This is a genomic window from Ruegeria sp. HKCCA5426 (genome assembly GCF_013034585.1).
Lineage (GTDB): Bacteria > Pseudomonadota > Alphaproteobacteria > Rhodobacterales > Rhodobacteraceae > Ruegeria.
In genome coordinates this window covers 346,424-367,602 of the sequence record NZ_WQGH01000004.1, presented here as the reverse complement: position 1 = coordinate 367,602, position 21,179 = coordinate 346,424, and the positions used below count along the sequence as shown (strand labels likewise).

The following is a 21,179-nucleotide window of genomic DNA, read 5'->3' as shown; positions in this document are numbered from 1 at the left end:
GTTGCAGGAATGAAAGCACGGGTGCATGTGATGCTCAAGAACGGGGTTCTGGACCCGCAGGGTGAAGCGGTGCGTCATGCATTGGGCGCTATGGGCTTCGATCAGGTCGAAGGCGTGCGCCAGGGCAAAGTGATCGACCTGGAACTGGCCGAAGGCGCGACCGAGGCCGACGTGACCCAGATGTGCGAAAAGCTGTTGGCCAACACGGTCATCGAACGCTACGAAATCGAACTGGTCTGACGGGATGCGGGATGCGCTCTATTCCGGGCGGTTGGCCGTGTTTGGCACCCGTGGAATGCCAAGTTGGCGCCATCCTTCACTTATATCATTGATCGCTGGGGGCGGTGCTGATCTGAGCCCGCTGGCGTCACGTCAGAATTCACTGTCTCTGGTAAGTGAAAAACTTGCCGCTGTTGATCATCCGACGCCACTCGGCGTTGCCGTGGTCGCCGATTATTTGCATTAGGAGGCCCCGTAATGCGCGCAGCAGTCATCGTATTTCCCGGTTCGAACTGTGACCGGGATCTGGCCGTAGCCTTCGAACAGGCAGGCTTTCAGGTTGATATGGTCTGGCACAAGGACGCCGCCTTGCCCGAGGGGGTGGACATTGTCGGCGTACCCGGTGGTTTCTCGTACGGTGATTATCTGCGCTGCGGTGCGATCGCTGCACAGTCGCCGATCTGCAAGGCCGTCGTGGATCACACACAGCGGGGCGGCTACGCGCTGGGTATTTGCAACGGCTTTCAAATATTGACCGAAACCGGCATCCTTCCGGGTGCTTTGCTGCGAAATGCAGGCCTCAAGTACATCTGCCGTACGGTCGGTCTGAAGGTCCAGACCAGCGCCAGTGCATTTACCGAAGGATATAACGCAGGGGATGTGATCGGGATTCCAATCGCGCACCACGACGGCAATTATTTCGCCGATGACGACACGCTAGCTCAACTACGGGACCAGGATCGGGTGGCGTTCACCTATACCGAGAATCCGAACGGCTCGGTTGGCGACATCGCTGGTATCCTGTCTGAAAACCGCCGCGTTCTTGGAATGATGCCGCATCCCGAACGTGCGGCAGACGAAGGTCACGGTGGAACAGACGGAACGGCATTGTTCCGCGCATTGTCAGGCGTGCTTGCACTCGCATGACTTGAGGTCGCAGACAAGCCCGCGTAGTTTCTGGGTATGAGTTCCGACGATCGCTCAGGGTGGGCTTCACTGCAAAAACCTTTCCGCGGCGCGCCATTGGGTTGGCGCCTACGTGTTGCGGTTTCCATTCTGCTGATTGCAACCGTTGCAACGATCTGGGTGACCAATCGGTTGCTGACAGATCGGTTTACGGAATCCACGCGCAATCGGGCCGAATTGCGTCTGGCCCTGTATTCCGGCAACCTGCTGAGTGAACTGCGCAGGAACGCAATTGTTCCACAACTTTTAGCGCGGGATCCCACCCTGATTTCGGCGTTGCAATCCAGCGATTTTACGCTTTCAACTCAGCGCCTTATATCATTTGTTGAAGAAATTGGTGCGGCATCATTGATGTTGTTGGACAGTGACGGGCGCACCGTTGCTGCCACAGATCGCAGCAGGTTGGGTGAAGCGCACCGAAACTCTCCTTACTACGTGGAGGCTGTCCGCGCGAATTCGACGATTTTTACCGTTATCGAGAATGAAACCGGGTCGTACAGCTTTACCTATTCACGCCGAATGGACGCCGGTTCGGATATTCTTGGGGTAATCGTTGTCGAAGTTGACCTGCAAAAGTTTGAGCGTGCTTGGGCGGGTATCTCTGACGCGGTTATGGTGGCCGATAGTACCGGCACGATTATTCTTTCGACTGAACCGAAGTGGCGGGGACTGGAAGAAAGTGCAGCCCTGGTGCGTCAACCACCCGAAGGCGCGATTGAGCGTGCCATCCGTGCGACAACCGATTGGACGGCATTGCCACCGGACGCCTATCTGCAAGGCGAAGCCGTGATGAGACTAGACACGCGGATTCCTTTCAGAGGATGGCAAATGACGTCGTTCACGACCTATTCCTCAATTCGGGAAAAGGTGAACAGCGTCATCGCGCTGGAAATCATGGGTTTTGCGATTCTTCTGGCGCTTGCCTTCTATGCGCTCAGTCGCCGGGCAACGTTCCGCATGACCCTGTTCCAGCGCGAGTCGGCAGAGCTTCGCGCATTGAACACAAGGCTACAGCGGGAAATTGCTGAACGTGAGAGGGTCGAAAAGACGCTGGAAGTGGCAGAACAGACGCTTGCGCAAAGCTCAAAACTTGCGGCCCTTGGTGAGATGTCGGCGGCTGTCAGCCACGAGTTGAATCAACCATTGGCTGCAATGAAAACCTATTTGGCGGGCGCACGCCTGCTGCTGCGCCGAAACCGCCCAGAAGAGGCGTTGGCCAGCTTTGGCCGCATCGACGGTTTGATCGAGCGGATGGGAGCCATTACCCGACAGCTCAAGTCCTATGCGCGCAAGGGCGCGGATGCGTTTTCGCCTGTAAATCTTGGTGAAGCGCTGGCCTCGGCTCTGTCGATGATGGAACCGCAATTGCGGCAGCGCCATGTAAAGATTACCCAGATCCTGCCGGAAGAACCCGTGTTTGTGATGGGAGATCGGATGCGGATCGAACAGGTTATGGTGAACCTCTTGCGGAATGCACTGGATGCCACCAAATCTGTAACAGAGCCAGATGTCGAAATAATTCTGGCCGTGGGCGACATGGCGGTGTTGACTGTAAGGGATAACGGTCACGGGATCGAAGACATCGAAAACCTGTTCGAGCCCTTCTACACGACCAAACAACCCGGCGATGGCGTTGGGTTGGGGCTTGCCATCTCGTCCGGGATCGTAAACGACCATGGCGGACGGCTGACCGCGCGCAACAGCCCGAACGGAGGCGCGGTGTTCGAGATGCAACTGCCGACACTAGGAAGCGACGGCCTTGAGGCCGCGGAATAACGGGGAAAGACTATGGCTCAAGCCATGAAGATTGCCATCGTGGACGACGAACAGGACATGCGCCAGTCGATCAGTCAGTGGTTGGCGCTGTCGGGATATGACACGGAAACCTTTTCCAGTGCCGAAGATGCGCTCAAGGTTCTTGGGCCGGAATACCCGGGGATCGTCATCTCCGACATCAAGATGCCCGGCATGGATGGCATTCAATTGTTGAAAAAGCTGATGGGTGCCGACAGTACTCTGCCGGTTATCATGATCACCGGACATGGCGATGTTCCCATGGCGGTAGAGGCCATGCGGGTCGGGGCGTTCGATTTTCTTGAGAAGCCGTTCAACCCGGATCGGATGTCTGAACTGGCCAAGCGCGCCAGCAACGCGCGGCGACTGACGCTCGACAACCGTGCCCTGCGGCGGGAATTATCGGACGGCACGCAGATCATGAACAAGTTGATCGGTGCCAGCCCTGTGATGGACCGTCTGCGTGAAGACATTCTGGATCTGGGTCAGGCCGACGGCCACGTGCTGATCGACGGCGAAACAGGTACTGGCAAGACGCTGGTGGCTCATGCGTTGCACGCTGTTGGCAGCCGGGCAGGTAAGAAGTTTGTTCTGGTGTCTTGTGCAGCGCTTGAGGAAGAGGCCCTGTCAAAGCGCCTGTTCGGACCGATGATGCCCGAAGACGCACAACTGCCAGCGATCGAAGAGGCGCGCGGCGGGACTTTGGTCTTGGAAGATATCGAAGCCCTGAGCGATACGTTACAGGCGCGGCTGCTGAGTGTGATGAACGATCAGGGAACACCGGCCGAAACAAGGATCATCGCCATTTCGAACCTTCAGGAGGCAGGCAAGACAAGCGAGGATGTGCTGCGCCCTGATTTGTTCTACCGTTTGGCAGCGTTGCGGATCACTATGCCCCCGCTACGGCAGCGTGGTGAAGATATCCTGACGTTGTTCACCCGGCTGAGCGAACAATTTGCCGAGGAATACGGCTGTGACGCGCCTCAGGTCAGTGCACAGGAAGCAGCGCAGTTGTTGCAGGCCCCGTGGCCGGGCAACGTGCGTCAGCTGATCAATATTGCCGAGCGTGCCGTTCTGCAATCGCGTCGCGGCTCGGGCACCATTGCTTCGTTGCTGATGTCGGATCACGAAGAAATGCAACCGGTGATGACGACCGAAGGCAAACCCCTGAAAGAGTATGTCGAGGCATTCGAACGAATGTTGATCGACAATACGATGCGCCGCCACAAAGGCTCAATCGCGTCCGTGATGGAGGAACTGTGCCTTCCAAGGCGTACCTTGAACGAGAAAATGGCCAAGTACGGGCTTCAGCGTTCGGACTATCTGTAAAGGCGAGGAGGGGGCCAGCCCCCTCTTGAGCCTTTGGCTCAATTCACCCCCGAAGTATTTTTGAACAGAAGAAGGTGCAGATGCCTGCTTGGAGGCGCTGTCATGCAGTTTGCCCATTGTCTTTTCCACAGGACTGCTTTTATTGTAACCGAACGGGCCGGGCCTTTTTGCGCCCTCAAGTCCCGAATCTTTGAGTTTCGCTGCAATGCCGCAGGTGGTGACAATCTCCCACACAGGCTGCGCAGACCGATTGTGCCCCGTATCGGGGCAAGTGAACGCCTGAACCCGTCGATACGGGTGATAGGAATAAATGGGCAGGCAGCGTAGGACCGCGCCTGTCGGAGAAGAACCGCGATGACGCGCGCGCAACGATTGACCATACGGGCAGGGGGCCACAGCGCCGGACCCTGCTGCGCGCCGTCCGAAATCGCCCTGACAAGACACCACCCCAAAAGCGCCTGTCCACCCGGACGGGTCAGGACAACGCGTTTGGCGCGGTGCACCAAGGACACATGGCTAAGAAAATGCTTATCGATGCCACCCACGCGGAGGAAACCCGCGTTGTGGTGGTCGACGGAAACAAGGTCGAGGAGTTCGATTTTGAATCCGAGAACAAACGCCAGCTTGCTGGCAACATCTATCTTGCAAAAGTAACGCGGGTCGAACCATCCCTGCAGGCTGCGTTCGTTGACTACGGTGGCAATCGCCACGGGTTTCTTGCGTTTTCAGAGATCCATCCGGATTATTACCAGATTCCTGTCGCTGACCGTGAAGCGTTGATGGAAGAAGAACGGGCTTATGCGGAAGCATTGAAAGCACGTGATGAGGCGGAGGAATCCAAGCCGAAAAAACGCCGCTCGCGCTCTCGGACCAAAGCTGCTGACGTAAAAACCGAGGACGCGGTCGAAACGCTTGATGTTTCGAACGAGCCTACTGGTATGGAGACAATTGACCTCGGCGATGGGGAAGAAAATCCCGATCTAGAGGTGCCGGAGGGGACGTCCCCAGCTGATCGCGTTGCCGAAACACCTGTTGAGGAGCCTGTTGACGACGCACCGGAGGCATCCGAAGACGCGGCGGGCGAAGGCGTTGAAAGCGCGGCTGATGAGGCACCAGAAACCCAAGAAGCGGATGCAGCTGTCGAAACGCCGGCTGCTGAAGGCACCGCCGAGGACAGTTCGGACGGTGACTCCGGTGGGGAAGATGCGGGCGACGCTGCCCCCACCGCCGAAGCTGCTGAGCAGACGTCAGACGAAGGCGAAACCAAGGAAGATAGTGACGAGGCAGAGGCCCGTGCGGATGCGGCCGCCAAAGACGATTCAATCGAATCCGTTGCGGATGAGGATGACAGTGAGGACATTCGGCCTCCGCGTAAACCACGGCCGCGTCGTTACAAAATCCAAGAGGTTATCAAGGTTCGACAGGTCCTTTTGGTTCAGGTTGTCAAGGAAGAGCGTGGAAACAAGGGCGCTGCTCTGACGACGTACCTGTCTTTGGCCGGTCGTTATTGCGTTCTGATGCCCAACACGGCGCGCGGCGGCGGGATCAGCCGAAAAATCACGAATGCGCCTGACCGAAAGAAGCTGAAGGAAATCGCAGCCGAGATTGATGTGCCAACTGGCGCAGGACTGATTATTCGAACGGCTGGAGCCAAACGCACCAAGTCTGAAATCAAGCGCGACTATGAATATCTTCAGCGGATGTGGGAACAGATCCGCGAACTGACATTGAAGTCCATCGCGCCGGCGAAAATTTATGAAGAAGGCGATCTGATCAAGCGGTCGATCCGCGATCTTTATAACCGCGACATCGACGAAGTTCTGGTTGAAGGTGAAACCGGCTACCGGATCGCCAAGGACTTCATGAAAATGATCATGCCGTCCCACGCCAAGAACGTGAAACGGTATGAGGACGCGCTGCCTCTGTTCGCGCGCTATCAGGTTGAAAGCTATTTGGCGGGGATGTTCAACCCGACCGTTCAGTTGAAGTCCGGTGGCTATATCGTGATCGGCGTGACCGAGGCACTGGTTGCGATTGACGTGAACTCGGGCCGGGCGACCAAGGAAGGCTCGATCGAGGACACCGCACTTAAGACCAACCTTGAAGCGGCCGAAGAAGTGGCCCGGCAATTGCGCCTGCGTGACCTGGCCGGTCTGATCGTCATCGACTTTATCGACATGGACGAGCGCAAGAACAACACGGCCGTTGAAAAGCGCCTGAAAGACAAGCTGAAAACCGACCGAGCGCGCATTCAGGTTGGCCGGATTTCCGGCTTTGGCTTGCTTGAGATGAGCCGTCAGCGTCTGCGCCCCGGAATGCTGGAGGCAACGACGCAGCCTTGCCCGTCCTGCCATGGCACCGGCCTGATTCGCTCGGACGACAATATGGCGCTCACCATTTTGCGCCAAATCGAAGAAGAGGGCACACGCCGCCGGTCGCGTGAGGTTCTTGTTCGCTGCCCGGTGAGTATCGCCAACTTTTTGATGAACCAAAAGCGCGAGCACATTGCCCAAATCGAAGCCCGGTATGGTCTGTCCGTTCGGATTGAAGGGGACGTGCATCTGGTCAGCCCTGATTTCTCGTTGGAGAAGTTCAAGACAGCGAGCCGTATTGTACCCGAGGCGAGTGCCCCGGTTGTTTCCGTCGATGCCACATTGATGGACCTTGTGGATGCTTCTGACGAAGAGCAGGTTGAGGACGAAGCTCCTCAGGCGGAAGATGAGACAAAGCCCAAGCGCAAGCGTCGTCGTCGCCGTCGCAAGAAGAGCAGCAATTCGGGTGACGCGCCTGAGGTAAATGGAGAAGAGGGCGAAGAAGCACCGGCTGAACCTTCGGATGAGGCGGAAGCAGAAGCTGTTGCAGATGACGCGGCCGAAGAAGAAAAACCGGCTAAACCAAAACGTCGCCGTTCACCCCGCCGCAAGAAAAAAGATCCCGAAACGGCTGAAGCTTCTGAGGAAAGTCTGGCGTCGGACACCAGCAATGAAAAGCCTGATGAAACGGCGGACACCGAAACGACCGAACCTTTGGTCGCTGAGAGTGAACCTGTGACCGAGGCCGAAGCCGCTGTTGAACCGGAACCAGAATCAGAATCGGTTTCCGAAGAGATTGCCGAGCCAGTAGCGGAAGCACCGGAAGAGCCTGCTCAGGACCCAGAACCGGAAGAACCCGCCGCAGAGCCGGTGTTGGAAGTGGTTGCAGAAGAGCCTGAGGCACCAAGCGATCCTGCCAAACCCAAGCGACGGGGTTGGTGGTCTTTGGGACAATAACAAGATCAGGCGGGTTTCAAGACCCGCCTTTTTTCTTTGAAAGCTGTGGTTTTTTGTCAGCCCGCCTTTTGAATGACGTATATCTGGTGCCCGTCTGAATCCTCTTGCGAGATAAGCACGTGTCCGCTTTCGGCGCAGAAATGTGGAACGTCAACAACAGCAGCGGGGTCGTCGGCCAGAATGCGCAACAAGGACCCTTTCGGCATAGATTTCAACCGTTTGCGTGCTTTGAGCACGGGCAGGGGGCACAACAGCCCCAATGCGTCGAGTGTTTCCGGCGTGTCTGACATAAATATCAAATATTTCCAGTTTTATCGGGTGTCCAGCATGCAACCACGAGGATGTGACCGAATTGCCCCGTGACGTCGGCGGAGTCATAACTTATGTGCTGAGTCATGTTCGGAATTGACATCATAGACGCGGGCCTTTTGCCTGCCATGTTCATCGCGATGCTGGGTGGCCTGATCAGCTTTTTGTCACCCTGCGTTTTACCAATTGTACCACCGTATTTGGCGTATATGAGCGGCGTGTCCATCAACGACATGCAGGATCAGGCGCAGGCACGTCGAAAGGCGACCCTGACGGCCTTGTTCTTTGTTCTGGGTCTTTCAACGGTATTCCTGCTGTTGGGTTTTACAGCGTCTGCCTTTGGCGCGTTTGTGCTGCAGAATCAGGTTCTTTTCGCCAAACTGTCGGGCGCGGTTGTGATTGTCTTTGGTTTGCATTTCCTGAACGTGTTTCGAATTCCGTTTCTTGACCGAGAGGCCCGTATCGAAACCGGTGATTCAGGTGGCTCGGTCTTTGGCGCTTACATTCTGGGTCTTGCGTTTGCATTTGGATGGACGCCCTGCATAGGCCCCCAATTAGGCGCGATTCTGTCTCTTGCTGCATCCGAGGCGTCCTTGGCGCGTGGAACGCTGCTATTGGGGGTCTATGCGGCGGGGCTGGGAATACCCTTCCTTCTGGCGGCGATGTTCCTCAACCGCTCGATGACTGTGATGAACAAGATCAAACCGCACATGGAGACGATTGAAAAAGTCATGGGTGGCTTGCTGTTGTTTGTCGGCATCATGCTGATCACCGGCTTGTTTACCGAATTCAGTTGGTGGTTGCTGGAAACCTTCCCGGCACTGGCGAATTTCGGTTGATGACCTGATCTGTCTTACCTTGTCGGTAATGCTGCGGTAACTTGCGTGGCAGAAGGTAAGATCATGAGCAGCCAGGCCAAACAATCACGGGTTCGCAAACGCCGGGTGTTCTACATTCCCGGATACGACCCGATCCATCCACGCAGGTATCGTGAGCTGTACCGCAAGGAAAGTGCTGTTCAGGCCAAACTCTCGGGTTTCGAAATATCCGTATCCGCCAAGTCGGGCGAAGGGCCATATGGCTGGCATGTGCGCTCGGAACAGGATGGAGCACAAGTCCAAAGCGATGTCGAGGTTCTGGTCTGGTCCGACATCGTTCGGGAAAGCATGTCCAATTCGATCCTCGCGACCTACTTGCAACTGGCACAAACAGCGTGGGTTTACATCTCTACCGGAACGCTTTGGCGGCTGATGCGTTTGCGAAAGGGCCCCGTGATTGCCGCGTTGTATCCCGTAGCGATGCTGCTGTTTCAACTGTTTCTGGCGTTCGGTGCAGCATGGGCTCTGACGGCTATTCTCATGCCAGTTGCATCTTGGTTCGCGATCCTGCCGGCGGCTCTGACCGGCTACGGTCTGTTGAGGTGGTTTCGAAAGGCAGACAACAAGTTGTTTGCCTACTACTTGATGCACGACTACGCCTATTCGGCATCAGAAAAAGGAGTGACGCCGGATGCCCTCGAAACTCGCATGTCAGAATTTAGTACGCTGATAGCGGAAGCCCTGAAAACAGATGCCGACGAAATTCTGGTCGTAGGACACAGTTCAGGGGCGCATCTCGGAGTTAGTGTGCTGGCGCAGGTCTTGCGATCAACAGATCGTCCGGCAAAAAGGCCAGAGCTTTCGTTTCTTACGTTGGGACAGGTTGTTCCCATGGTGTCGTTTTTACCGGACGCGCATAGCTTGCGTAGTGACCTTCGCTATCTGTCTCAGCGGGACGATCTGACATGGCTGGACGTTTCAGCGCCCGGAGATGGGTGTTCATTTGCACTTTGCGATCCGGTTGCGGTTTCGGGTGTTGGAACGGACAAGTCGAAATGGCCACTTGTTCTGTCGGCGGCTTTCACGCAAACGCTGTCCGCCGAGCGTTGGAAAGAGCTCCGCTGGCGTTTCTTTCGCTTGCACTTTCAGTACCTTTGCGCGTTCGACCGGGTGGGGACATATGACTATTTTCGGATTACCGCCGGCCCAATGACATTGGCGCAAAGATATGAAGGGCGTGCGCCTTCAAAGTCCCGGATAGACGCACCAGTGTCAAAATTCAGGTCGGTGCAAGCATGACCCCGCCAAAGCCAGCCTCGCGCCCCGACAAGGTCTCGCTTTGGCGCTACTTCAAACTCTTTCGAAAAGATATCCTGTCAGCACAACCGCATCGTCTGTACCGGGCGTGGATGGCAGAGTTTCGAACCCCGTTCTTCAGGTCATACCTGATCAACCAACCTGAACTTGTTGATAAAGTTTTGAAAAAGCACCCTGATCAGTTTCCAAAATCGGAACGGATCAGCGAAGGGCTTCGCCCATTGCTAGGAAATTCGGTGTTCCTGACCAATGGCGAAACTTGGAAACGCCAGAGGCGCATTATCGACCCGGCGTTTGATGGGGGCCGGTTGAAAGACACATATCCAGCAATGCTGGACGCGGCGAATGCTGCGGTCGAGCGGTTGCGGCCTCTTGCGGGCTCTGAATTGGAATGTGAACAGTTCACCAGTTACGCGGCGGCGGATGTCATCTTTAGGACGCTGTTCTCAGTCCCGATTGACCACAAGATCGCAGCCGAAGTGTTTGATAAATTTCACAGGTATCAGCGCGCGCAACCTCTGCTGAACCTTGCAGCCCTTTTTCCACTGCCAAAGTGGGCCCCGCGATTTCATTCGTCCGAAACCAAACGAAATGCCAAGGAGATCAGGTTTCTGATCAAACAGCTTACGGCTGACCGCGCGAAACAAATCGCCGCTGGTTGCGCCCCGAACGACCTGGCAACCAAGATCATGACCACGCCCGACCCGGCAACGGGGCAATGCTTTGGGCAAGATGAAATGGTGGATCAGGTCGCCATCTTTTTCCTCGCCGGTCATGAAACCAGTGCTTCTGCATTGGCCTGGACCCTCTATCTAATGGCCCTGTACCCAGATTGGCAGGAAAATGTCGCCAACGAAGCGCAAAGCCTTTTCGACCAAGGTTTCACGACCATTCCCCGGTTGAAACTCAGTCGGGACGTGTTTCGCGAAGCATTGCGATTGTATCCGCCGGTTCCGATGATGGTCCGCGAGAATACCTGCCCGGTAACGTTTCGGGACCGGGTGGTTTCAGAAGGATCGCAAATAGTTATCAGTCCTTGGCATCTTCACCGGCACGAGCGGTTGTGGGAAAAACCGGACGTGTTTGATCCGGCCCGATGGGAAACCGAAAACGGACGCTCATGTCAAAGGGATGCCTTTATTCCCTTCTCGGCTGGAGCGCGCGTCTGCCCGGGTGCCGGATTTGCGATGATCGAGGGGCCTTTGTTGTTGTCGATGCTTCTGAAATCCTTCCGCTTTGAGCTGATTGAGGGGCGCGAACCCGTACCCGTTGCCCATCTTACGGTCAGATCAAAAGATGGGATTTGGTTGCGCGTGCGTGAGCGCTAAACGCCTATCAACATCCGACGCCTTGCTGTATGCGGTTGAAAACAGCGGAATCATTTCGAACGGGAAAGTCTTATGTCCAAATCTGAACAGCGCGAACAAATGTCTAACGGAGCGGGCTTTATTGCCGCTTTGGATCAAAGTGGCGGTTCAACCCCCAAGGCACTGGCGCTTTATGGGGTCGAGGCATCGGACTATTCTTCGGATGAAGAGATGTTTGGTGAAATCCAGAAGATGCGCGCGCGGATTATTCTGGGTAATGATTTCACCAAGGATAAGGTGATTGGCGCAATCCTGTTTGAGCGCACTCTGTCCGAACAGATCGACGGGCGCCCCGTCGCCGACTACCTATGGTCGGTCAAGGGAATCGTTCCTTTTCTTAAGATCGACAAAGGGTTAGAGGACGAAGCGAACGGCGTTCAGATGATGAAACCTATCCCGGGGCTGGCCGAAACGCTGGCCAAGGCAGAGGGAGTGTTTGGCACCAAAGAACGCTCGGTCATTCACGAAGCAAACGCCGAAGGCATTGCGGCCGTTGTCGTCCAACAGTTCGACGTCGCCCGTGAGGTTGTCGCCGCCGGTATGGTTCCGATTGTTGAGCCAGAAGTAAATATTAACTCTGCGACCAAAGCTGAAGCCGAGGACATCCTGAAAGCCGAAATCCTGAAGAATCTGGATCAGTTGCAGGATGGGCAGGATGTGATGCTTAAACTGACTATCCCCAGCCAAGCCAACTTGTACGATGAAGTGGCCGATCATCCACGCGTCGTCCGTGTAGTGGCCTTGTCAGGTGGGTACTCAACCGAGCAAGCCTGTGATCTGCTGGATCAAAATGAAAAGATGATCGCGTCTTTCTCACGCGCCTTGACCGAAGGCCTTTCAAAGCAACAGTCCGATGCAGAGTTCAACACCGCTTTGGGTGGGAACATCGACAAGATTTTCAAAGCCTCCGTCTAAAATCGGTTAGCTTACTGGTTTCGTGAAATCGCGGCGCAACTGCGCCGCTTTTTCGCGCATGATGCAACCAACAGCATGGTCGTTCACCAGACCCATCGCCTGCATAAAGGCGAATACCGTTGTTGGCCCTACAAATTTCCACCCCCGTTTCTTAAGGTCTTTCGACATCGCAATAGATTCTGGCGATGTTGAAGCTGTCTGCGGGTTTTCTGGCGTATCAGCCTCAAACCTCCAGACGTAGGCGGCAAGGGATCCTTCGGCTGCAACCAGTTCCTGAGCACGCCGGGCATTGTTGATAACAGCTTCGATCTTTCCACGATGGCGAACAATCCCTTCGTCCTGAAGCAGACGGTTAACATCTGCCTCATCAAACTCAGCCACCTGTTTGACATCAAAGTGTTTAAACGCTTTTCTAAAGTTCTCGCGTTTAGACAAGATCGTACGCCAACTTAGGCCAGACTGAAAACTCTCGAGGCACAGTTTTTCGAATAGCCGCTGGTCGTCCGCGACGGGATAACCCCATTCCTGATCGTGGTAGTCAAAAAACTCTGGCGCGGAGTTACACCATGCACAGCGTGGTTCACCGTCTGGTCCGGCTACTGTCTTGCTCATTGCGCGTACCCTTTTTGTTCTCAGGTAACACTAATAAGTTTTGTGCGAAAAACTCAACCGCTTTCCGTCAGGCCCGGTACCAATTCAGAATGAAAACGCGGATGGCCGATGCAAGCCCCACATCTGGGTCCCGCTGCACATCAATTTCCGCAGCTAACGCATTGATTGGAGTATTCTTTGACTTGGCGATATCCCGAAACGCCAGCCAAAACTCATCCTCCAACGACACGGATGTCCTGTGCCCTTTGAGCGTCAAAGATCGTTTGACAGGGCGGCCGCTCATTTATCCAACTCGTGCTTGTCGAGGTCTGAGCGTTGCTTTTCCTGTTGTTTTTGCAGGACTTCTTTTTCAGCCTTGCTGCGCCCGAATGCGACAGAGTTCTGATCCGCGCGGGCTTTTTTCTCAGCCCGCGCTTTTTCTTTTCGATACCGGTTGAGGTTAACCGGCTTTCCCATCAGCTTTTGGGTCCGATCATGTGTTCCGGACGGACCACTGCGTCAAAGGTTTCTTCGTCAACAAACCCAAGGGCGATCGCCTCTTCCTTGAGGGTTGTCCCATTCTTGTGGGCCGTTTTCGCGACGGTCGTGGCATTATCATACCCGATCGTGGGGGCCAGAGCGGTCACCAGCATCAGAGATTCTTTCATCAACTTTTCGATCCGAGGCTCGTTAGCCTGAATGCCCATCAGCATGCGCTCGGTAAAGCTGTCGGCAGCGTCGCCCAACAACTGAATGGATTGCAGCAGGTTGTAGGACATCATTGGGTTATAGACGTTCAGTTCAAAATGTCCCTGGCTGCCCGCGAATTTGATTGCGGCGTCATTGCCCATAACATGCGCGGCGACTTGGGTAATCGCCTCGGCCTGCGTTGGATTTACCTTGCCCGGCATGATAGACGATCCGGGCTCATTTTCAGGCAAGATCAGTTCACCCAGACCCGAGCGCGGACCAGAGCCCAACAGGCGAATGTCATTCGCAATTTTGTAGCAGCTTCCTGCAATGGTCGCCAAAGCACCAGACAGGAAGACCATCGCATCGTGCGACGCCAAAGCCTCAAACTTGTTGGGGGCAGTGACGAAGGGCAGATCAGTAATCTCGGCCATATTGGCGGCGACGGCTTCGCTCCAGCCGTCATGCGTGTTCAGGCCGGTTCCGACGGCTGTACCGCCTTGGGCCAGTTCATAAATTCCCGGCATCGCAGCCTTGACCCGTTCAATTCCCTGACGAATCTGATGCGCATATCCACTGAATTCCTGACCCAGTGTCAGAGGCGTGGCATCCTGTGTATGCGTGCGCCCGATCTTGATGATCTCGCTGAATTCCACGGATTTCTTCTCGAGCCCCGACGCCAGTTTTTCCAGTCCAGGCAGCAGAACATCGCGCACGCTCATGGCGGTGGCGATGTGCATCGCGGTCGGGAAGGTGTCGTTAGACGATTGCCCCATATTGCAGTGATCATTGGGATGAACCGGATCCTTCGAGCCGATCACGCCGCCCAAAATCTCGATCGCGCGGTTCGCAATCACCTCGTTCGAGTTCATGTTGGACTGCGTACCCGATCCGGTTTGCCAAACGACAAGCGGGAAGTTGTCGTCAAACTTGCCCTCGATCACCTCGCCAGCGGCCTGAATAACTGCGTCCGCGATCTTGGCGTCAAGCTTGCCGATCGCCTTGTTCTCCATCGCACAGGCTTTTTTGATCACACCAAGCGCGCGAACGATGGCGACGGGCTGCTTTTCCCATCCAATCGGGAAGTTCATGATTGAACGCTGAGTTTGCGCGCCCCAATATTTGTCAGAAGGAACTTCCAGCGGGCCAAAGCTATCGGATTCGGTGCGGGTCTGAGACATCGGTCACTCCGTCGTGTATACAGTCGTATGCCGTTTACCTGCAGCAGAGCCACCATGCAATCGGCCAGTTTCGCGCACCTTAAACTTAGGGAATGGAAAGGTATAGATAAGCGCGTGCCCGATTTTTCTTGAACCAATGACAATTCGCGCCATTGTCTGTGCCACCGGGTAGGCTAAGATAAACAGATCATAAATTTGGAGGCTAAGGTGGCCCAACTAACACGGCTTCACCCCCTGAAATTCTTCGCCTTTTTCACGGGCATCACTCTTTTCGTTTTCTTATTCAGCCTTCAGGCCCGCGCCGCAGACATTGAAGATTTTGTTGGCGATTACGTCGGTTCGGCGAATGTTGTGGATCAGGACGGCAGCGAAACACCGCGTGATATGAGCGTGTCAATCCAAGCCACCAAGGACGGCTTCAATGTCAGTTGGAAAACCACGACGTACAAAGCGGATGGCCGTGTGAAAGAGCAATCTTTTTCGATTGATTTCAAAGAATCCGAACGGTCGGACGTTTATTCTGCCGCAATGAGACGGAATGTCTTCGGTCACGAGGTCCCATTGGACCCGATGCAGGGCGAGCCCTTTGTTTGGGGCCGGATCGAAGGGGACACTATGACTGTGTTTTCGTTGTTTATTGACGAAAACGGCGGATACGAACTTCAGCAATTTGACCGGACGCTTGCCGACGGCGGACTAAACCTTTCATTTTCAAGGTTCCGAAATGGGATCAAATCCCGGTCGGTGGAGACCTTTCTAAAACGTCAGTAGAACAAGCTCGGGAGAAGTTACTTCCGAAAGCTGTCTAGTGACACAACATCCGCATCATGTTGATCCTGAGGTTCTTCTACCTCGATCGTTTCCTCGGCGACGTGCGGCATTTCTTCGTCATCTTCCGGGCTTTCAAAGCGAAGGCCGAATTCGACTGACGGGTCCACAAATGTCTTAATCGACGCGTAGGGAATATAAAGGGGTTCTGGCGCATCCCCGAAGTTCAGCGTAATTGCGAATCCGTTATCACCCACCTCGAGGTTTTCGAACCAATGCTGCATGACGATAGTCATTTCATCGGGGTAACGCTCGCGCAGCCAATCCGCCAGCTCGACGCCCTCGTGGCCTGTGTCAAAAGTGATAAAGAAATGATGCGCACCGGGTAGGCCGCGTTCGGAAACTTCTGTCAAAACAGTCTTGATAAGGCCGCGCATGGCGGTGTGCATCAAGTTGCCATAATCAATGTCCTGCGACATGTGCCATCCTCAAAAGTAATTACCCCAAGCATAAGGGATTCCAACGGAAACGAAAGGCCGCGTATTCACAGATTGTTCAAAGAAAATGAAATCCGATACCAGCCGCAGCCATGACAGCCAGCGTCAGCCCCATGCCAAATTTTAGTTTGAATATCAACACCCCAGCCAACATTGTCAGCACTACCGCCGACGGATTTAGGCTGGCGGGATCAGGCCACGGAACCGAGGCAATGCCCAGTTGTTTCTGCGAAATATCGCCAAACAGAACATTAAGACCAAACCAAACGGACAGATTGAGAATCACACCCACTACGGCTGCCGTTATCTCATGCAACGCAGCGGACAGTCGTGGGCGCGCGGCCAAGTGTTCCAGATACGGCGCGGCAAGAAATATCCAGAGGAAACACGGTACGAATGTCGCCCAAAGCGCGACTACACCTGCTGCGATCGCCAACGACACACCGCCTTCGATCTGGCCCGTCAGCATGGCGACAAACTGTGTTACCAGAATTAGAGGTCCCGGGGTCGTCTCGGCAAGCCCAAGGGCGTCAATCATCTGGTCTGTGTTGATCCACTGATACTTGTCCACAACTGTCTGTGTCATATACGCAAGGACTGCGTAAGCGCCCCCAAAGGTGACAACTGCAAGGCGGGCAAAGAACCACCCCAGATCACTCAGCAGTTTTTGTCCTGCTAGTCCCAACAGAAACAAAGGGGTCAGCCATAGACTCGACCAAATTACGCAGGTTCGAACCGGATGCGTCGCCGGTACGGGCGGTGAGGAGCTCACCTGAGCACCTGTATTTTTGTACCGTGCGTATCCCCAAACGGCGGCCGCCAGGATGATCAGAGGAAAGGGCAGGTTCAACGCAAAAATTGCCAGAAACCCCAACCCGGCGATAATGCGATGTTCGGTGTCCGACAAAGCCTTGCGTGACAGTTTATGCAAAGCCTGCAGCACGATCACAATCACAGTCGCCTTAATGCCAAGAAAGCCGGCCTGAACCAAAGGCAGAGTGCCAAACGCAGCGTAGAGCCCAACCAGAACCGATATGACAAGGGCCCCGGGCAGAACGAAAAGACCACCTGCGATCAGACCGCCTGACACCCCACGAAGACGCCATCCAGCGAATGTGGCCAACTGCATAGCTTCTGGCCCGGGCAGCAACATGCACAGGGACAACGCCCTAAGATACGTCTGCTCATCCAGCCACGGACGCTTTTCCACCAATTCCTGATGCATCAACGAAATCTGCGCGGCGGGCCCGCCGAAAGACAACAGCCCAATCCGTCCGAAAACCCTGATCAAGTCGGCAATAGTCGGCGTCATGATTTCTTGTCCGTTGGCCAGTCGTGACGTTCTTCGAAACCGTCGCGTGCCCAGCGATACAGCGCATCATATAGCTGCAGTCCGGCCACAAGATTCTGGTGATCATCGCGGTATTGCCGGGACAGGCCTACAGAGATCGCCAGCAATCCCGCGGCTTCGGGGGATAGGTCATGACGGTTTGTATCCGCCGCGCGAATAACGGTTGCCATCCGATCCAATGCTGGGGTGCGCAGGGCAAATTCATCCAGCATCGTATCAAAGGTGCACTGGTCGTTACGGTGGCTCCAGAACACGTTTTCGACGTCAAAGGGGGTGGCTTCAAAAACGTCTGCAACACTCTGAACCTCATTCGGGGCTACGAACAGAAACCGCGCTTTGGGGTCCACAAACCGTCGGATCAACCAGGGGCAGGCTATACGGTCAATCTTTGGCCGATGGCGCGTGACCCAAAGAGTATTCTCACCCCCCAATCCCGAGAGAGTTGATGCGGGGATCCGTGGCGCATCTTGTGTTTCCCGCCACGCATGCATCCCGCCGTCCAGATACTCGGCATCTACCCCCTCACTTCGCAACCAGGAAACAACACCTTGGCTAAGTTTTTTGCCCTTTTGGCAGATGATCAAAGCAGGGCGGTCGCCAACGGCCTCTTTCAAGCTGTCAAAATCAAGGGCGGAACGGCGGAACGATCCCGGAATCAGGAAAGGGTCCTTTTGAAAGTCTTCATGGACGCAAATGTCGACCAACACCGGGGCTTGAGGTGTTCCGATCAATCGTAACAGCTGCTTGGGGGTCATCGAATTGGGCGCGGGCATAGCATGTTTCCTGTGTTAGTCGGATACATGCGAAACTTGGGCAGGCGCCTCACGGGGCGTTCGCAATCTTACCCCATGCCCCTTGCTACAGCGCTTGGGACAGGGGGGTCAAGATTTCTTGCCGGACTCTCAGGCCCAATCCAGCCTTTGACCTGTCATGCAGACGGGCAGGGTGTCTTGTGGAAATTGGCCGAGCTGCTCGAACAGTGAAATAAAGTCAAACTGGTTGTACGCCTCAACGACGCGCCCGTTTTTGATACGCCCGATCATGCTTCCGGTTGCCTGCAGCGGGGCACCGTTGTCGGCCCGGGATGTGCTGACATGCAGAATCGCCGAAACCCAATCCCCATCCTCGATAATCTTGGGAATGTTGACCTGTATGTCGCCCAGAATATGCCGAAATGCCATGACCAAGTCGCGAAATTCGTCCGCGCCGACCTGCATTTCCGGGATCAGCCCCTCAGCCATGGCTTCCGGGGCAAAGTATTGGTCGATTGCGTCGGTATTGCCGTTTTCCCAAACCTCAGAATACCACTCTCTGAGCACTTCTGCATGCGACATCTCAGTTCTCCTGTCTTTATGAACAGAGCATCACTGCAATCAGTGAATAAACTCTGAACATAAGAGCAGAAGACTTCCGGAGTGACTTTGGGAAAATGCAGGTTTCTGTTGCCAGGTACCTGCGAACCCCGCCTTACGCGGCTAGGCGCAAGGGCTTAAGTTTCGGTCTTGTTACTGCTTACGCAGCAACTGCAACCGGAGCACGATTGTCGTTTGCAATTGTACTATTTTCGCCGGTAACGGTGGCAGACAGCCGAGACAAAGCTAACCCCTTTAGACGTTCGTCGATCCTATTTCGGCCCCATGATCCCCAAACGAGAGATATTGGTGGAGCCGCCGGGTACCGCCCCCGGGTCCGATCCGCTTATTACGAGCGCGTTTATGTCCATAGTCCCGAAGGACTCTCTCTATATAAGTGAGCATACGCCCGGATGCAAACGCGGAAACGTATGCAGTCTTTCTTATAAATTTTAGATAATTAGGTGGTCTTGTTGAAGTTCGCGAGGATCAGCCACAACGCCAGGACCAATTCGATTCCACCGAAGGTCAGTGCCTTGACCAGTGGTGGATTGTCCAGCACGACCGATACGAACCGCCCCAGTGCGGCACCCGCATAGACGACACCCAGCATCACATAACCCATTGGATTATTCAGCAGCAAAACAACTGCACCGGTCACGACAAACAGCCCTCCGACCGAAGCGCGCATTTCGCTCAGCCCCATATTGCTGTCGGTTGGTGCCAAATCCAGCGAGGCTGCGGTGAAGGCAGGCGCAAGGAATCCAAACAAGCCGAAACCGATGGTCAGGATCGCGGCAACTACATTAAGTCCTGTGGTCATCACGCCCTCATTAAACAGCTTTTTTGCGTCGGTCGGCGACATCCTGCGCCAGCTTTCGGGTATAGTTTTCCAGCCTTACGAGCGTTTCATCAACAATGTCGGGCTCTCTTTCTTGCAGAGCATCCACGATCCGGCTGTGCAGCGAGATGATCTCTTCGCGTGATCTTTCCGTAAAGGTAATCATGTTCATCAAGGGCTGCATCGCCTCAACCGCGCCTGCCAATTGGTAGGACAGAACCGGATTTCCTGCACCGTCGACCAACGCGCGATGAAAGGCCACGTCTGAGGCACAAAATGCCTCATCCGTAAGGCCGGGTTGTTCTTGTCTGAAAATTTCAGCCCGCATCGTTGCCAATTGATCCGCTGTTCGACGCTGCGCCGACAAAGGCGCGCAGGCGCGTTCCAGCGCATACCGCGCCTCACACGCAGTATCGAAGTCTACGGCGTTCATAGATAGCAAAAGGGTCGATGTCGTGATTTGCTGCGAATACGCGTCTTCAAAGCTTAGACGATTGACAAAGGCCCCACCGGTCGCGCCCCGCTGCGTACGGATCAGAGACTGTGCAGCAAGACGTTTCAGGGCTTCGCGGACGGTCGGGCGCGAAACCTGAAATTGATCGGCAAGTTCCGCTTCGGACGGCAACCGCTCATCAACGATCAACTGCCCTGAGATGATCGCGTCGCGGATAGCCTGAGCGATCTGCGCGGACAGATCTACAGGTTTTTGAGGGTCGATTTTCATAATCTTAGACATTTTTCTAATTTTTATTTGTCTGACATTTAAAAGTCTGACATTTGAAAAGCAAGGATTGAGTCGGGAGACACAAGTGAGTCGCGCAGTTCTACGTAACGGCTTTTGGCTGGGCTTCTATGCTTTGATCCTTTGGGCGTGGTGGATGATGTTCGCCATGAGCCGTGACATGGACCTTGACTGGATTGGCCGCCCGGGCCCGATGGGTCAGGCGATGGCAGCCATGGACCCGCGCATGGATATGTACATGCCCATGGCCGAGTTCGGCCCTTTGTTCTGGATGTGGGCGATTATGATGGTGGCCATGATGCTGCCCACGCTGGTTCCAACCTTGCGCAGTTATGATGACCTGATCCGCAGTGCTGATGGTACGCGTGCTGGATGGCTTGGCGTTCTTAGCGGCTATTTTCTGGTTTGGGTCGGCTTTGCCGCGCTCATCACCGGCGTGCAGCTTGTTCTTCTGTATGGCGGCGTGGTGGATATGCTGGGCGTTTCCAAGTCCAACATACTTGCTGCCGGGCTACTTATCGCCGTTGGAGCGTTCCAATTCACCCGCGCAAAAGAAGTCTGCCATGGTGTGTGCCACGCCCCGATGACCTATTTTCTGGGCCATTGGAAAACAGGGTTTTCCGGCGGGCTGCGCATGGGGCTGGGCCTGGGCGCGTTTTGCGTGGGATGTTGTTGGGGCTTCATGGCGCTTGGGTTTGTCGGCGGAGTGATGAGCCTGTTGTGGATGGGTCTGGCGACCCTGTTCATGGTTTTCGAAAAACTACCTCAGATCGGGCACGCCGTGACGCGGCCGCTGGGGTTTGCTCTGATAGCGGGCGGACTTGTTCTGCTCGTTTACCCTTTTGCTTACGGAGGATAAGTAT

Annotated in this window: 22 protein-coding genes and 1 other RNA gene; 11 read left to right on the top strand and 12 right to left on the bottom strand. The window is 55.0% G+C overall.

Features of this window, described 5'->3' with window-relative positions:
* The first annotated feature begins 9 nt into the window (after positions 1-9).
* The 5 genes from purS to GOV87_RS09040 all read left to right on the top strand — a co-directional run bounded on the left by purS (position 10) and on the right by GOV87_RS09040 (position 7,577).
* A complete protein-coding gene (gene purS / locus GOV87_RS09060; RefSeq protein WP_170683997.1) occupies positions 10-240 on the top strand; it encodes a phosphoribosylformylglycinamidine synthase subunit PurS in 231 nt (76 codons plus the stop codon).
* Between the two features lie 237 nt (positions 241-477).
* On the top strand, positions 478-1,146 hold the full coding sequence (gene purQ / locus GOV87_RS09055; RefSeq protein ID WP_171211539.1) for a phosphoribosylformylglycinamidine synthase subunit PurQ: 669 nt from the start codon (positions 478-480) through the stop codon (positions 1,144-1,146).
* A gap of 36 nt (positions 1,147-1,182) precedes the next feature.
* Positions 1,183-2,961 (top strand): ATP-binding protein, encoded by a 1,779-nt coding sequence (locus tag GOV87_RS09050; protein ID WP_171211538.1) that lies wholly within the window; start codon positions 1,183-1,185, stop codon positions 2,959-2,961.
* A 12-nt stretch (positions 2,962-2,973) separates the two neighbouring features.
* On the top strand, positions 2,974-4,308 hold the full coding sequence (locus tag GOV87_RS09045) for a sigma-54 dependent transcriptional regulator (protein WP_171125158.1): 1,335 nt from the start codon (positions 2,974-2,976) through the stop codon (positions 4,306-4,308).
* 512 nt (positions 4,309-4,820) lie between these two features.
* Positions 4,821-7,577 carry an Rne/Rng family ribonuclease gene (locus GOV87_RS09040; protein WP_171211537.1) on the top strand — a complete coding sequence of 919 codons (2,757 nt, stop codon included), beginning with the start codon at positions 4,821-4,823 and terminating at the stop codon, positions 7,575-7,577.
* 56 nt (positions 7,578-7,633) lie between these two features.
* Here GOV87_RS09040 and GOV87_RS09035 read toward each other — a convergent pair whose 3' ends face one another.
* Positions 7,634-7,867 carry a sulfurtransferase TusA family protein gene (locus GOV87_RS09035; RefSeq protein ID WP_171125154.1) on the bottom strand — a complete coding sequence of 78 codons (234 nt, stop codon included), beginning with the start codon at positions 7,865-7,867 and terminating at the stop codon, positions 7,634-7,636.
* A gap of 105 nt (positions 7,868-7,972) precedes the next feature.
* Here GOV87_RS09035 and GOV87_RS09030 point away from each other — a divergent pair, with 105 nt between their 5' ends.
* The 4 genes from GOV87_RS09030 to GOV87_RS09015 all read left to right on the top strand — a co-directional run bounded on the left by GOV87_RS09030 (position 7,973) and on the right by GOV87_RS09015 (position 12,303).
* On the top strand, positions 7,973-8,725 hold the full coding sequence (locus GOV87_RS09030) for a cytochrome c biogenesis CcdA family protein (protein WP_171211536.1): 753 nt from the start codon (positions 7,973-7,975) through the stop codon (positions 8,723-8,725).
* Positions 8,726-8,788: 63 nt separating this feature from the next.
* On the top strand, positions 8,789-10,003 hold the full coding sequence (locus tag GOV87_RS09025; RefSeq protein WP_171211535.1) for a hypothetical protein: 1,215 nt from the start codon (positions 8,789-8,791) through the stop codon (positions 10,001-10,003).
* A complete protein-coding gene (locus GOV87_RS09020) occupies positions 10,000-11,349 on the top strand; it encodes a cytochrome P450 (protein WP_171211534.1) in 1,350 nt (449 codons plus the stop codon). Before GOV87_RS09025 ends, GOV87_RS09020 begins: the two co-directional genes overlap by 4 nt.
* A gap of 72 nt (positions 11,350-11,421) precedes the next feature.
* Positions 11,422-12,303 (top strand): fructose bisphosphate aldolase, encoded by an 882-nt coding sequence (locus GOV87_RS09015; protein ID WP_171211533.1) that lies wholly within the window; start codon positions 11,422-11,424, stop codon positions 12,301-12,303.
* 6 nt (positions 12,304-12,309) lie between these two features.
* On the opposite strand, the gene GOV87_RS09010 is transcribed toward GOV87_RS09015, so the two are convergent.
* The 4 genes from GOV87_RS09010 to fumC form a co-directional block, all read right to left on the bottom strand.
* Positions 12,310-12,915 (bottom strand): DNA-3-methyladenine glycosylase I, encoded by a 606-nt coding sequence (locus GOV87_RS09010; RefSeq protein ID WP_171211532.1) that lies wholly within the window; start codon positions 12,913-12,915, stop codon positions 12,310-12,312.
* A gap of 67 nt (positions 12,916-12,982) precedes the next feature.
* The gene (locus GOV87_RS09005; RefSeq protein WP_171121370.1) at positions 12,983-13,198 is read right to left on the bottom strand and encodes a ribbon-helix-helix domain-containing protein; all 216 of its coding nucleotides are present in this window, start codon (positions 13,196-13,198) and stop codon (positions 12,983-12,985) included.
* Positions 13,195-13,371: a DUF4169 family protein gene (locus GOV87_RS09000; protein ID WP_171211531.1), complete on the bottom strand. Its 177-nt coding sequence runs from the start codon at positions 13,369-13,371 to the stop codon at positions 13,195-13,197. The genes GOV87_RS09005 and GOV87_RS09000 overlap by 4 nt, the downstream gene beginning before the upstream one ends.
* Positions 13,371-14,765 (bottom strand): class II fumarate hydratase, encoded by a 1,395-nt coding sequence (gene fumC / locus GOV87_RS08995; protein ID WP_171211530.1) that lies wholly within the window; start codon positions 14,763-14,765, stop codon positions 13,371-13,373. Before fumC ends, GOV87_RS09000 begins: the two co-directional genes overlap by 1 nt.
* A gap of 234 nt (positions 14,766-14,999) precedes the next feature.
* Between fumC and GOV87_RS08990 the strand changes: the two genes are divergently transcribed.
* Entirely contained in the window at positions 15,000-15,536 is a 537-nt protein-coding gene (locus tag GOV87_RS08990) for a hypothetical protein (RefSeq protein WP_254447346.1), read from the top strand.
* 17 nt (positions 15,537-15,553) lie between these two features.
* Here the strand turns inward: GOV87_RS08990 and GOV87_RS08985 are convergent, their stop codons facing one another.
* From GOV87_RS08985 to GOV87_RS08955, 7 genes are all read right to left on the bottom strand, one after another.
* Positions 15,554-16,012: an SspB family protein gene (locus tag GOV87_RS08985; protein ID WP_171211529.1), complete on the bottom strand. Its 459-nt coding sequence runs from the start codon at positions 16,010-16,012 to the stop codon at positions 15,554-15,556.
* Positions 16,013-16,088: 76 nt separating this feature from the next.
* Positions 16,089-17,342: a chromate efflux transporter gene (chrA, locus tag GOV87_RS08980; RefSeq protein ID WP_171211528.1), complete on the bottom strand. Its 1,254-nt coding sequence runs from the start codon at positions 17,340-17,342 to the stop codon at positions 16,089-16,091.
* Positions 17,339-18,154 (bottom strand): sulfurtransferase/chromate resistance protein, encoded by an 816-nt coding sequence (locus GOV87_RS08975; RefSeq protein WP_171211527.1) that lies wholly within the window; start codon positions 18,152-18,154, stop codon positions 17,339-17,341. Before GOV87_RS08975 ends, chrA begins: the two co-directional genes overlap by 4 nt.
* Positions 18,155-18,283: 129 nt before the next feature.
* Complete coding sequence (locus GOV87_RS08970; protein WP_171211526.1) at positions 18,284-18,715, bottom strand: ester cyclase; 432 nt, start codon at positions 18,713-18,715, stop codon at positions 18,284-18,286.
* Between the two features lie 94 nt (positions 18,716-18,809).
* Positions 18,810-19,156: a transfer-messenger RNA gene (ssrA, locus tag GOV87_RS08965) on the bottom strand.
* A gap of 37 nt (positions 19,157-19,193) precedes the next feature.
* Positions 19,194-19,556, bottom strand: a complete 363-nt coding sequence (locus tag GOV87_RS08960; protein WP_171211525.1) for a DUF4345 family protein — start codon at positions 19,554-19,556, stop codon at positions 19,194-19,196.
* A 10-nt stretch (positions 19,557-19,566) separates the two neighbouring features.
* Entirely contained in the window at positions 19,567-20,298 is a 732-nt protein-coding gene (locus tag GOV87_RS08955) for a FadR/GntR family transcriptional regulator (RefSeq protein WP_171211587.1), read from the bottom strand.
* A gap of 85 nt (positions 20,299-20,383) precedes the next feature.
* Between GOV87_RS08955 and GOV87_RS08950 the strand changes: the two genes are divergently transcribed.
* On the top strand, positions 20,384-21,175 hold the full coding sequence (locus GOV87_RS08950; protein ID WP_371813481.1) for a DUF2182 domain-containing protein: 792 nt from the start codon (positions 20,384-20,386) through the stop codon (positions 21,173-21,175).
* Positions 21,176-21,179 lie beyond the last annotated feature (4 nt).

Bases quoted from the DNA above. Each gene is read 5' to 3' on its own strand.
- GOV87_RS09010 (WP_171211532.1), bottom strand. From the start codon at position 12,915: ATGAGCAAGACAGTAGCCGGACCAGACGGTGAACCACGCTGTGCATGG.
- GOV87_RS08955 (WP_171211587.1), bottom strand. From the start codon at position 20,298: ATGAAAATCGACCCTCAAAAACCTGTAGATCTGTCCGCGCAGATCGCT.
- GOV87_RS09000 (WP_171211531.1), bottom strand. From the start codon at position 13,371: ATGGGAAAGCCGGTTAACCTCAACCGGTATCGAAAAGAAAAAGCGCGG.
- GOV87_RS09005 (WP_171121370.1), bottom strand. From the start codon at position 13,198: ATGAGCGGCCGCCCTGTCAAACGATCTTTGACGCTCAAAGGGCACAGG.
- GOV87_RS09015 (WP_171211533.1), top strand. From the start codon at position 11,422: ATGTCCAAATCTGAACAGCGCGAACAAATGTCTAACGGAGCGGGCTTT.
- GOV87_RS09030 (WP_171211536.1), top strand. From the start codon at position 7,973: ATGTTCGGAATTGACATCATAGACGCGGGCCTTTTGCCTGCCATGTTC.
- GOV87_RS09035 (WP_171125154.1), bottom strand. From the start codon at position 7,867: ATGTCAGACACGCCGGAAACACTCGACGCATTGGGGCTGTTGTGCCCC.
- GOV87_RS09020 (WP_171211534.1), top strand. From the start codon at position 10,000: ATGACCCCGCCAAAGCCAGCCTCGCGCCCCGACAAGGTCTCGCTTTGG.
- GOV87_RS08985 (WP_171211529.1), bottom strand. From the start codon at position 16,012: ATGTCGCAGGACATTGATTATGGCAACTTGATGCACACCGCCATGCGC.
- GOV87_RS08975 (WP_171211527.1), bottom strand. From the start codon at position 18,154: ATGCCCGCGCCCAATTCGATGACCCCCAAGCAGCTGTTACGATTGATC.
- GOV87_RS08960 (WP_171211525.1), bottom strand. From the start codon at position 19,556: ATGACCACAGGACTTAATGTAGTTGCCGCGATCCTGACCATCGGTTTC.
- GOV87_RS09045 (WP_171125158.1), top strand. From the start codon at position 2,974: ATGGCTCAAGCCATGAAGATTGCCATCGTGGACGACGAACAGGACATG.
- GOV87_RS09040 (WP_171211537.1), top strand. From the start codon at position 4,821: ATGGCTAAGAAAATGCTTATCGATGCCACCCACGCGGAGGAAACCCGC.
- fumC (WP_171211530.1), bottom strand. From the start codon at position 14,765: ATGTCTCAGACCCGCACCGAATCCGATAGCTTTGGCCCGCTGGAAGTT.
- chrA (WP_171211528.1), bottom strand. From the start codon at position 17,342: ATGACGCCGACTATTGCCGACTTGATCAGGGTTTTCGGACGGATTGGG.
- GOV87_RS08970 (WP_171211526.1), bottom strand. From the start codon at position 18,715: ATGTCGCATGCAGAAGTGCTCAGAGAGTGGTATTCTGAGGTTTGGGAA.
- purS (WP_170683997.1), top strand. From the start codon at position 10: ATGAAAGCACGGGTGCATGTGATGCTCAAGAACGGGGTTCTGGACCCG.
- GOV87_RS09050 (WP_171211538.1), top strand. From the start codon at position 1,183: ATGAGTTCCGACGATCGCTCAGGGTGGGCTTCACTGCAAAAACCTTTC.
- purQ (WP_171211539.1), top strand. From the start codon at position 478: ATGCGCGCAGCAGTCATCGTATTTCCCGGTTCGAACTGTGACCGGGAT.
- GOV87_RS09025 (WP_171211535.1), top strand. From the start codon at position 8,789: ATGAGCAGCCAGGCCAAACAATCACGGGTTCGCAAACGCCGGGTGTTC.